This is a genomic window from Hungatella sp. L36, from assembly GCF_014288035.1.
This window is the reverse complement of sequence record NZ_JACOPC010000001.1, coordinates 1098804-1110804: the sequence shown is the minus strand read 5'-3', so window position 1 is coordinate 1110804 and position 12001 is coordinate 1098804. Positions and strand designations below refer to the sequence as shown.

The 12001-nt window shown below is 50.5% G+C and carries 10 protein-coding genes; 2 read left to right on the top strand and 8 right to left on the bottom strand.

Going from position 1 to position 12001, the window contains the following annotated elements:
* Positions 1-37: 37 nt before the first annotated feature.
* A complete protein-coding gene (locus H8S80_RS04825) occupies positions 38-1171 on the top strand; it encodes an SLC13 family permease (RefSeq protein WP_117630385.1) in 1134 nt (377 codons plus the stop codon).
* A gap of 18 nt (positions 1172-1189) precedes the next feature.
* Here the strand turns inward: H8S80_RS04825 and cls are convergent, their stop codons facing one another.
* Positions 1190-2740, bottom strand: coding sequence for a cardiolipin synthase (gene cls / locus H8S80_RS04820; protein WP_117630384.1), 1551 nt, complete (start codon positions 2738-2740; stop codon positions 1190-1192).
* Positions 2741-2859: 119 nt separating this feature from the next.
* A complete protein-coding gene (locus H8S80_RS04815) occupies positions 2860-4137 on the bottom strand; it encodes an L-cysteine desulfidase family protein (protein WP_002600048.1) in 1278 nt (425 codons plus the stop codon).
* 178 nt (positions 4138-4315) lie between these two features.
* Between H8S80_RS04815 and H8S80_RS04810 the strand changes: the two genes are divergently transcribed.
* Complete coding sequence (locus tag H8S80_RS04810; RefSeq protein ID WP_181987857.1) at positions 4316-5275, top strand: AraC family transcriptional regulator; 960 nt, start codon at positions 4316-4318, stop codon at positions 5273-5275.
* On the opposite strand, the gene H8S80_RS04805 is transcribed toward H8S80_RS04810, so the two are convergent.
* The 6 genes from H8S80_RS04805 to H8S80_RS04780 all read right to left on the bottom strand — a co-directional run bounded on the left by H8S80_RS04805 (position 5265) and on the right by H8S80_RS04780 (position 11914).
* On the bottom strand, positions 5265-6104 hold the full coding sequence (locus H8S80_RS04805; protein WP_117630382.1) for a carbohydrate ABC transporter permease: 840 nt from the start codon (positions 6102-6104) through the stop codon (positions 5265-5267). The two genes, H8S80_RS04810 and H8S80_RS04805, sit on opposite strands and share 11 nt — an antisense overlap.
* A 13-nt stretch (positions 6105-6117) precedes the next feature.
* Positions 6118-7032, bottom strand: coding sequence for a carbohydrate ABC transporter permease (locus H8S80_RS04800; RefSeq protein ID WP_320952025.1), 915 nt, complete (start codon positions 7030-7032; stop codon positions 6118-6120).
* A gap of 68 nt (positions 7033-7100) precedes the next feature.
* Positions 7101-8429, bottom strand: coding sequence for an ABC transporter substrate-binding protein (locus H8S80_RS04795; RefSeq protein WP_117630381.1), 1329 nt, complete (start codon positions 8427-8429; stop codon positions 7101-7103).
* Positions 8430-8444: 15 nt separating this feature from the next.
* Positions 8445-9431: an aldo/keto reductase gene (locus H8S80_RS04790; RefSeq protein ID WP_117630380.1), complete on the bottom strand. Its 987-nt coding sequence runs from the start codon at positions 9429-9431 to the stop codon at positions 8445-8447.
* A gap of 3 nt (positions 9432-9434) precedes the next feature.
* A complete protein-coding gene (locus H8S80_RS04785) occupies positions 9435-10403 on the bottom strand; it encodes a uroporphyrinogen decarboxylase family protein (RefSeq protein ID WP_117630379.1) in 969 nt (322 codons plus the stop codon).
* A 59-nt stretch (positions 10404-10462) separates the two neighbouring features.
* A complete protein-coding gene (locus tag H8S80_RS04780) occupies positions 10463-11914 on the bottom strand; it encodes a Sapep family Mn(2+)-dependent dipeptidase (protein ID WP_117630378.1) in 1452 nt (483 codons plus the stop codon).
* Positions 11915-12001: the final 87 nt, after the last annotated feature.

Genomic DNA, 12001 nt, shown 5'->3' with positions numbered 1-12001 from the left:
GCAGTCACAGCACTGCACTGCATAAGGAGGCTAACTCTTGAACCTTACACGAAAGGCCATCGGCGGCCGTATTCTGGCCGCCGCAAAAAAAGATACAATTCTGACGGTTTCCCTGGTCTGTGCCGTTTTTTCCATGTTTCTCGTCCCGCCCTCTGCCGCCTACATCGGATACGTGGACTTCCGGGTCCTGGCCCTTTTATTCTGTCTGATGGTGGTGGTGGCCGGATTTCAGGAATGCGGCCTCTTCGTCCTGATGGCGAGGAAACTGCTTTCCGGCGAGAATAATTTCCGGCAGCTCTCCTGGATGCTGGTTATGCTGCCCTTCTTCTGTTCCATGCTGATCACCAATGACGTGGCTCTCCTGACCTTCGTCCCCTTTACGATCCTCATTCTGGATATGATCGGCGAAAAGAAGTATATGGCCTGGATCGTGGTGCTCCAGACTGTGGCGGCAAACTTGGGGAGCATGGCCACCCCGGTGGGAAACCCGCAGAACCTCTTCCTGTACGGTCGTTTTTCCATACCGGCAGGCAGCTTCTTCGCGGTCCTGCTGCCCTTAACCGTTCTGAGCTTCCTGCTCCTCACCGCGGCAGTGTTTTGCATTCCCCGGATCCCCATGCAGATCCGGTTTGACGCTCCGGCGGCAGCCCCGGAAAAAAACGCTCATCCGGCGCTCTTTTTGTTTTTGTTCCTTCTCTGCCTCCTGTCCGTATTCCGGGTTCTGGATTACCGGATCGTGCTGGCCGTCACCGTCGTCTGTCTCCTGCTCTTCGACAGAAAGCTGTTTCGCACCGCGGATTACCTTCTGCTCCTCACCTTCGTCTGCTTCTTCCTGTTCGCAGGCAACATGGGGCGGCTCGACTGGTTAAAGCGCTTTATGGCAGAGATTCTGAACCGTAATCCGGTGCTTTTCTCCGCTCTGACGAGCCAGTTTATCAGCAATGTTCCGGCGGCGGTGCTCCTATCCGGTTTTACTAACGACTGGAAACCGCTCCTGCTCGGGACGAACCTGGGAGGTCTGGGAACGCCCATTGCCTCGCTGGCCAGCCTGATTTCTCTGAAATTCTACATAAAAGAACTGCCAGATAAGGTTTCCCATTATCTGGCAGTGTTCACCGCAGTCAATATAGCGTTTTTTCTCATTCTGTACGCGGCGGCCAGCTTCCTTTAGAAGCGGCCGCCCGCAGTTCTACATAAGCGGTGCAAACAGCCGCAGCACGCGCCCCGCAAACTTCTTATACCACGGATAGTGCCGGCACTCCTCCAGAGTGATTACCTGGCTCTTGGCCAGCGTCTCCTTAAAGTCCCTCTCCACATCCTTAATCACCTCGTTGCGGTAAATATAGGCCGCACACTCAAAGTGCAGATACAGGCTTCTGTAATCCATATTGATCGTGCCGACCACCGCCTTCTCGTCATCGCTGGTAAAGACCTTGGCATGGACAAAGCCCGGCGTGTACTCGTAAATCTGCACACCCGCACGGATCAGCTCCTCATAATGCGCCTTGGCCAGCAGGAAAGCGTACTCCTTGTCCGGAATATGGGGCATAATGATGATCGTCTCGACGCCGCGCTTGGCCGCAAACTGCAGGGCCTGTACCAGTTCGTAGTTGAGAATCAGATACGGCGTCATAATATGTACGTAGTTTCTGGCTGTGTTGATGATATCGAGGTACACCAGCTCTCCCACGGTCTCCTGATCCAGGGGACTGTCGCCGTACGGGATCACGAAGCCCTCCATGGACAGCTCCGGCGGATAGAAAAATTCCGGATCCCTCAGATACCGGCCGTAATCCTCCGGCTCCTTCTCCGTAATATTCCACATCTGGAGAAACATCATCGTAAAGCTGGTGACCGCGTCGCCCTTCACCATGATGCCGGTATCCTTCCAGTGGCCGAAACGCACCTTCCTGTTGATATACTCATCCGCCAGGTTAATGCCGCCCGTAAATGCCGTGTGTCCGTCGATCACCAGAATCTTTCTGTGGTCCCGGTTATTCTGGTAGGTGGACAGGGCCGGTCTGATCGGCGCGAACATCTTGGCCTTTAAGCCCTTGGCCCTCAATTCCCTGGGGTAGCTGTACGGGAGGAGGACGAGGCAGCACATGCCGTCATACATAAACCGGACTTCCACGCCTTCCTGCACCTTGCGCTCCAGAATCTCTAAGAGGCTGTCCCACATCTCCCCGCGTTCCACGATAAAATATTCCATGAAAATGAAGCGTTTCGCCTTCTCCAGCTCCTTCTTCATGTCCTCGAACATCTCTTCGCCCACCGGATAATACTTCACATTGGTGTTGCCGTAGACCGGATAGCTGCCGGAGTTCTCGATATAGGCGGCCAGATTCGCGTTGCTCCTGCTTGTTTTTGCCAGCTGCTCCATATAACGGGGATTCTGTTTCAGATACGGCTGCGTATCTGAGATATTCTCCCGCAGCTTCCTGTTGATGATCTTCCCTTCCCACTGCAGCTCCAGAAAGAGATAGAGCAGCGTGCCGAACACGGGAATCACCGTAATCGGAATGATCCACGCCAGCTTAAAGCTTGGATTCTCATCCTTATTTACGACATAGAGGATCACAAATGCACTGAGCAGCGTAAATCCTCCGTAAATATAGACCATGTAATGACTCAGGAAGCGGAAACCTGCAAGCAGTATCGATATCTGCAGCAGCAGTGACATCACCACAAACGCAGTTCGCCCGAATATGATCCTCAAAAGTTTTCTAGCCTTCTTCATCCTTTGTCTCCTCTCCTGTATAAATCATTACACATTATACACCATGTGACTCTAATGTGCAACAATCCCAGAGAGAAGACCGCCTGCCAGCCCCCTTGAAATCTACACGCATAGATTGCTCAGCATTCCGTCATAATCCGGATAATCTCCCGATCCGTCTCTTTCATACCGTCTTTGCCCAGACGGCCGATATTCCGGATCGTGTTTTCTACCCCCTTTGAGACAATTCCATCCCCGCCGTAAAACTGCTGGCCGTTTAAATACATGGAATATCCCAGGATACCGGCATCCACAGAGGCCGCGATCTTCGCCGCGCAGGATGGCTTCGCCCCGTCACAGACAATTCCTGAAACAATAGCCAGGCTGTTGACCAGCGTATGTGCGATCGCCTTAAAATCCGCGCCTTTCAGCCATGCGATGCCGCATCCTGCCCCGCTGCCGGCACTGACGGCACCACAGTATGCGGACAGGCGGCCCAATCCCGTCTTCAGATGGATGGCAATCAGATTGGAAAGTACCAGTGCCCGGTAGAGCCGCTCTTTGCTGCACTTCAGCTCCTTCGCGTATTCGATTACAGGCAGCGAGGCAGCCAGCCCCTGATTCCCACTTCCCGAGTTAATGACGACCGGCAGCTCACAGCCGCTCATCCTGGCATCAGAAGCCGCAGCAGCAGCAGCCCTGGCTCTCACCTCAACTCTATCGCCGTATGCTTTTAAGATGGTCCTTCCAATGTTGGCTCCGTAGCTGTTCCTGAGCCCTTCCTTTGAGATTGCCGTATTATATTCAATCTGGCAATCCAGGATTTCACTGATTTCCTCCGTATCCACCGAATTGGAAAACTCACAGATGGACTCCACATTCAAAAGGGTCCGGTCAGAGTCCGGTCTTCTTGCGGCTTTCTGTTCAGCCATTTCCAACAGGACTTCTCCATTCCGTTCCATCAGCACAATCTTTGTATGGCAGCCGGTAATTCTTACCCTGGCCTGATTAGATCCGCAGTATACGGTCACCGCCATATCCAGCACCTCCTCTGTCTCCAGAGGCCGCACCTCGATATGGTTCTCTTCCAAATAGGCTTTGATCTCCAGTTTCTGCCGCGCAGTCACATCAGAGAGTACCTCCAGTTCCCGCTCTTCATTCCCCGCCACGATCCCTGCCGCTGCCGCTGCCTCAATCCCTTTCAAGCCGCCCGTATTGGGAACTACGACGCTTTTTACATTTTTAATGATATTTCCGCTGGCCTCTACCACACATCGGTCCGGAACGGCTCCAAGAACTGCTCTCGCCTTCGCGCAGCAGTATGCCAGAGCAATCGGCTCCGTACAGCCCATAGCCGGCACCAGCTCCTCCCGCAAAATCTTCATATATGCCTGATATCTGATATCGTCTTTTGTCATCTCCAGGTTCCTCGCATTTCATCTCTTTATTATTTTTGAATCTCCCCATGTACTGTTTCCCATCTGTCATTCAGACCGTACTTTACCTATCCGGCCGCATATCCGATTTCCTGCTTTACAAGAAGAAAACGACAGAGTATGATAATTATATTGTTACTTAAAACAGGAGATGGTTCCAATGTTCCAGTATCACGGTTATTTAGTCGAATTAGAATACAGGGAATACAAACTTCCCGAAAGCTTTCCCTGCATAGCTCTTCTGCAAGGCGAATTCTCCTTCTCCCCCGGAAGCAGCGGTCCCCTGACCTACCTCCATTTCCACAACTGCGTGGAAATCGGAATCTGTCACGCCGGCGGAAAGGACCTTTATGTAGAAGACAGTCATGAGCGCTTCTGCACCGGTGATATCAGTGTAATCCCGCCTTATACCATCCATATCTCTCAAAACCGGGCGGGACAGGAAGGGGAAGACTGCGAATATCTCTATTTCAGTCCCGAGGAACTTTTAAAGCCGTTCTATCCAAATGGTCTCCCGGAGCATCTTCTCTGGTATAACAGAAATCAGGGCTGCTCCTGTGTATTTCCCATGGAGCGTTTTCGTGTTCTGTATCAGTTGATCATATCTGTCTTCGATGAACTGCGCCGAAAGCGTCCCTACTATCATAATACTGTCCGCGGACTGATTCTGGCCATGATGGTAGAGCTATCCCGGATCAACGGACTGGAAAATACCGTTCATTCCTTCGAGAGACTGCGGGATATGACGCCGATTCTTCCGGCGCTGGAGCTCATTGGCAGCAATAACGCCTCTTTTATGACTACCGGTGAGCTCGCCGGCGCCTGCCATTTAAGCGTCGCCCAGTTTGGCAGGATCTTTAAACAGATAATGACACAGAGCCCTGCGGATTACATTCGAATGGTAAAGCTCCAGAAGGCGTGCGAGCTGCTCTACAGCACGGAAATGAGCATCCTGGATATCGCATTGGAATCCGGTTTTCAGTCTCTCTCCGCCTTTAACCGCGCGTTCCTCAAGTCTTACCAGAAAAGTCCCAGCAAATGGCGCCAGGAAAAGTGCAGCGTCCGGAAGAAAAATGTCAGGTATTCCCCCTATCTTCCCAGCGTACGCTCTAACCTTTGATGCCGCCCGCATTAGCCATTCCTTTAATAATCTGCTTCTGTGCCATCACGTACACGATCAGGACCGGAATAAGCGCCATTAAGGTGCCCGCCATTAAAAGTGCAAACGAAGTACTGTGTTCCGCCTGGAAGTATTTCAGTCCCAGCTGAAGCGTTCTTTTGCTGTTGGAGGTAAGGAAAATCAGTGGGGCCAGGTAGTCGTTCCAGCAGCCCATAAATGTAAATATGGTCAGTGCCGAAAGCCCCGGTTTTACCATAGGCAGGATGATCCTGAAACAGATTCCCAGATGGGTACAGCCGTCAATCTTTGCCGCCTGGGAGTACTCCTCTGAAATCCCCATAAATGCCTGTCTGAGCAGGAATACTCCAAATGGAGTGAAGCTCTGGGTCAGGATTAATGACAGATGGGTATCCGCCAGCTTCAGCTTCGAGATTACCATAAACTGAGGGATCATGATGACCTGCCATGGCACCATAAGTGTGGCCAGATATAAAAGGAACAGCTGGTCCCGTCCGCGATAGCGGAGTTTTGCAAAGGAATAGGCTGCCAGCGAGCTGGTCAGCAGTGTCAGCACTGTAATAATGACCGACAGCCTGATTGAATTCCAATAGTAATTCAAATACGGAATTTTCGTAAATACATCCTGAAAATTTTTCCAGCGAATCGAGGAAGGAATCCACTCGATGGGAAACCGGAAAACGTCCTGCTCGAATTTAAACGCGGTGGAGGTCATCCACAGAAATGGCAGGATTGTCACTGCCGCAAAACAAAAGAATACGAGGTAAGATAATACCTTACCGGTAATACGTTCTGCTGTACTCTTGTTCATAGGAATCTCCTCTCTAATAATTTACCCATTTTTTCTGTCCCTGGAACTGGATCATAGTCACAATAAATACGAGTACGAATAACACTACGGCATAGGCCGAGGCATAACCAAACTTGTAGTTCTGAAAAGCTTCCTGATAAATCCTGTATACCAGAACATTGGAGGAACGTCCCGGACCGCCGTCTGTCATAATATTTACCAGGTCGAATACCTTGAAGGAATTGATGATGCACATGACAGTACAGAGAAACGTGGTTGGTGATAAAAGAGGCAGCGTAATGCTTTTAAACTTTTTCCATGGACCTGCCCCGTCAAGGGAAGCCGCCTCATAAAGTTCTTCTGAGACAGACTGTAAGCCCGACAGAAACAAAACCATATAATACCCCATATTTTTGATGATTGAGACAATGGTAATCGTCGTCATGGACCATGCTGTCGAAGTCAGCCATTTCGGCGGGTTTGCCATTCCCAGTATGGTGAGAACGCTGTTCACCGGGCCTTCCCCGCGAAACAGCGCCATAAAGATCACGCCAAAGGCCACGCTGGACGTCAGCTGCGGGAAGAAAAAGATTGTCTTAAATACTTCGCTTCCCTTTAGCTTCTGCTGAAGCAGCACGGCCAGCAGCAGCCCAAATAATAGTGTGAGTGTCACACTGACTATGGAATAATAAATATTATTTCGCAGCGATGTATAAAAATAGTCGTCGTGAAACAGCTTCTTAAAATTAGCAAGGCCTACAAATGCCGCCTCACTGAATCCGTCGTAATTTGTCAGCGACAGCAGCAGTCCCCAGACGACCGGTACCAGTGTAAATATGAAAAAACCGATCATATTCGGCAGCAGAAACAAGTAACCGGCTACTTCCTCTCTCCTTGCCATTTTCGTCATTTTGATTTTTGTTTTCTTCTGATTCTTCAATCGTACCACTCCTTCCTGCATAAACCCGTGCAGACGGATATCCGGCTTATCAGCCGGACATCACGTCTCCCACACGTTTAATTGATCACATCAGCTCTTCTCGATTCAAAATTTTTCATCGTGGTATCGATATCCTGCTCACCGACCATATACAGCTCCATCTCTTCCTTCAGGATCGTCTCTACCTCAGCGTACTTGGGATGGTATTTTGTATCGATGGCATTGTTTTCCGAGAATACAATTTTTGCAAGCGTGTCATCAGACTGTCCTGCTGACTTTAAGTAAATATCCTTGATCTCATCGTCATTGTACGCGGTCAGCGTACTGTTTTCTGCAATGATCTTAGCTCCGTCATGGGTACACATCCACTGAATAAAATCATAAGCCTCGGCCGGATGCTTGCTGGTTTTTGATACGGATAGAAAATTCATGGCACATGGCGCCGTATAGTCCCTGGAGCCTTCTGGAATTGGCATTGGCATAACTTTATACTTGAATGGCATTTCACCGCTCTCATACTTTAAGTTGTAAGAAGCGACACCCCATGTACCATTCTGGAACGTGGCGACAGTCTCAGCAGGAGCTGTGGTGAAAAGTGACCCTACATTCTGCCCCATCTCCAGCTTTTCCTCAAACGGTACGTGACTTCCATCCTCGTGGAGCGCTTTCCAGAGTTCCAGATTTTCCCGGATAATTGTGGTGTCCTCATCCATAACACTTCCGCCCATCTGCTGCATATAGACAAAGTTATCCATGCCAACCAGGCCGCCGTACGTTTTGTCCGTCGTCAGTTTTTTTGCCAGCTCCCGGTATTCGTTCCAGGTAAGCTGCTCTGTAGGAACGTCTAATCCGGCTTTCTTAAACAGCTCCTCGTTGATAAAAAGCAGCCATACCGCCTGGCGGTAAGGAAGGCCGAAGATCCCCTCCTGGTTGCACTCCTCGAATACCTGTCCGTATACAGAGGTATCCAGACCGGACTGCTCTACGTAAGAAGTGATATCCTGAATTGTCTTCTTATTCTGATAATCTCCGTAGGGAGCGATTCCATTGACACCCAAAACATCGAACTCCACCCCGCTGGAGAAGGACGCCAGGATCTTATCTGCGTACTCGGTCGGCGGGAAATAAACCACCTCCACCTCGGCCACGTCGCTCTGGGCATTATACGCCGCCACGGCAGGATCAAGGTATGACTGCTCATCACTCCAATCATAGAATGTCAGCTTTACTTTTTCACCGCCGCCCCCGGCGGTCCCATTCTCAGCCCCCGCCTCTGCCTCGGTTTTGCTCTCTGTCTTCGCTCCCCCCTCTGTTCCTGCGCTGCCGTTTCCCGATCCGCATCCTGCCAGTGAGAATGCCATCACGCCTGCCATGCCAAGTGCCAGTAATCTTTTTTTCATCATCATATACCTCTCCTTTTTTTATTTGAGGATCTCTTCGATCCGTCTTTTCTCTTCCGATGTAAATTCCCTGTTCTTCAGTGCAGCCACATTTTCCTCCAGCTGTGCCAGTCTGCTGGCCCCCAGGATCACGCTGCTCAGCCTGCCCGCTTCCAGAGCCCATACCAGAGCCATCTGAGCCAGAGACTGCCCACGCTCCGCAGCTACTTCATTTAATGACGAGGTCATCTCCAAAGTCTCAGGCGTAATCTGCTTCTCTGACAGAAACACACTGTGTCCGGCCGCTCTGGAATCCCCTGGAATCCCATTTAAATATTTACCGGTCAGAATGCCTTGTTCCAGAGGACAGAATGCGATCGCCCCCATCCCCGACGCCTCAATGACAGGCAGCAGTTTTTCATTTTCTCTGTACACCATGGAATAGTGATGCTGATGAATGGTGCACGGAACCTTCAGTTCCTTCAAAATTTCCACTGCTTCCATAAGCTCTTCCCGGTTGTAGTTCGACAATCCTATGTAAAGTGCTTTCCCCTGGTGCACCAGCCCCGCCAGCGCATCCATTGTCTCCCACAACGGCGTCTCTTTGTCGGGCCTGTGATGGTAGTAGATATCCACATAATCCAGTCCCATGCGTTTTAAGCTCTGGTCTAAGGAAGCCGTCAGATATTTTTTGGAACCGCCGTCTCCGTAAGGACCAGGCCACATGTAGTACCCTGCCTTTGTGGAAATAATCAGTTCATCCCGGTATTTTCCCAGATCGCTCTGCAAAATCTTTCCAAAGGTCTCCTCTGCGGATCCCTCCGGCGGCCCATAATTGTTGGCCAGATCAAAATGTGTAATTCCCATATCGAATGCGCCCAGCACCATTTCCCTGGCATTGCTGTATGTGCTGCCATATCCGAAATTATGCCAGAGGCCAAATGACATGGCCGGAAGCTTTAATCCGCCCGCTCCGCACCGATTGTAAACCATAGTGTCATAGCGGGTATCCTTTGCCGCATAATTCATAACCTATTCTCCTCTCCCATATTTCCCGACTGCTTCGACTACCCAGGAAATCCTGTTTAAATCAATATTTCTCGGAAGTGTACAGTCGGCGCCGATAACCACTCCTCTGGTTCCGTGTTTTTCAAGAAGTGCTGCAGTATACGCCTCCACTTCCTCCTTCGTCCCGGAGCAAAGCACGCCCTGAGGCCTGTTATCAAATCCGCCCAGCACACATCTGCCGCCGAAGAATGCCTTTCCCTCTGTCAAGTCCATGTCTTCGATGAAGGTGGCCCAGTTGATCACCTTTGCCGGATAATCCTGCCACACCTCCACCCGGTTTTTATCCCCGGCCCATCCACAGCAGTGCAGAATATTACTATCACTGAACCGGTTAGCGTGCTCTAAGACCTTTAAATCCCCCGGTCTCACGTACTTACGGTACTCCTCCGCCGTAAAACGGTACTCCTCCGCATTCTGTACACAGTAATAAATTCCCGTACAGCCAGCTTCCCGGATCAGCAGTTCGGACAGAAGCGCCGCATCCTGAGCGATGACGTCCATGGCATAAAGTACTGCCTCCGGATTCTGCCGCAGATGATTCATCAGCAGTTCATCGGATGTCGCGAACCGCAAATATGACATGGGGCAGAATACGTTATAGAAAGCGCACGCCTCTCCGTCCAATCTCTTCACAATCTCCTTCGCCCGTTTCACCTGACCGGTAATAAATGGATGATCCTGACCCATAGGGATCATTTTAAACCAGTCCTCCGGCTCTTTTATCTGGGAAATTATGGAATTTGGATAGTCAAAATACCCATCGCACATAATTTTCACCATATCTACATTACATCGATGGAAATAATCAATATGTGCATCCACACACTCCTGATCCAACTCCATATCTTCCGGCAGATGGAACCAGAATCCCACTGGTACCCGGTCTACTTTCTCATTCTCAAATGCCTTCATCAGGCGCTCTGTCTTTGTCATACTTTCCTCCAATTTTCTGTCTTAATTATTTATATAACCACATACACAGCTGCAGGCAGTCATATATGTCTGTCTAAGTCAATCAGGCACATGGTATAAATGGCCATGGCTTCCAAAAGCTGGCTGATACAGATCGACTCGTCCGCCTGATGAAAGTCACCGACCGGCCGTGCCGGATCCGGACGGTATACCTTCTTTCCCGGCAGCGCCATGCCAAACCCCAGACCTCCCGGCAGCTTTCTTGCATAGGTACCGCCGCTCATCGTGTATGCCGGATTATCATAGCCAGAATATTTATGGTAGCTGTCTGTCAGACACTGCACCACCGGATTATCAGCAGGGCAGTACATGGCTCCCGAATTCTTCCTGACACACAGCCTCAGACCGTAACGGCGGGCCGCTTCCCGCATTTTTTCCAGAGTCTCCGAACCGTCGGAGCAGGCGCCCCGGCTGTCCAGAACAGGATACCGGTAGTCTGCTGTGATTTTAAGCCTTCTCTCACTGCCGGAAGTGACTGCCAGGCCGGTAATTCCCCCCACCAGACAGCCGGATACCGTGTCCGATACCGCAGCGCCGATTCCTGTCCCATAGCCGTCGCGTCCGCAGTCACGCAAAAACTCTATCCATTGATTTTCTCCGGCACTCCTCTCATTCAGGCCGCAGGCCATCAATTCTTTCGCGAGAATTGTCACCGCACTTTTTCCCTGCTCCGGACTGATGATGTGGGCCGCTCTTCCGGAAGCTTCCACTACAGTTCCATGTTCCCCATCCATAACCGTTATTTCGGGAGATAACCGGAGACGCTCCTTCTGCTCTTTTGTCACTACGCCGGAGCGATATACGATACGAGCCTGATCGGGAATCGAGTTGGCACTGCTGCCCCCTTCCACGGAAATAACTGTTTCGGGCAGAAGCTCCCGTGTCTCAAACACCAGACTTAAATTCCCCTTTTCCCCATGGCAGACCGGAAATCCGCAGTCGGCAACCAGAGACACCTCCGGCATTGGCACATGAGCAATCATATAGGCGGCATCATCCATCGTATTTTCCTCACTGCATCCCACATAGAGACTGTAATTGCAGTTAAGGGAAACGAATTCTTTCAGATAGAGCAGCACATAGAGGATTCCCACTGCCGATGATTTATTGTCCTGAACGCCTCTCCCTATGAGGAAATCATCCACAACAGTCATTTCATAGGGCGGATAGGTCCAGCCGTTTCCCTCCGGCACCACATCCAAATGAGACCAGATTCCAATTTCCTTTCCACTGCCGGAAGCAAACGATATTTTCCCGCCGTAATAATTGAAGCAATCCGTTTTAAAGCCTTTCCCGGCCGCCAGTTCCAGCATGGTATCCAGTACCTTCCGGCATCCCTTTCCAAACGGAAGCACATCGGAGTCCGGTTCTGAAACACTGCGGATATTTACAATTCTTCTCATATCTTCTATAATGTCATTGCGATGACTCTCCATCCATCGCCTTACAGCATCGATTCCAGTTTCCGTCATATAACCTCCTTTCCTTCTTTTACAGGTATCATTCCTTTCATTTTTGCAGGAAGGATTGTCTGTACTGATATGAGAAGTATAGCGGAT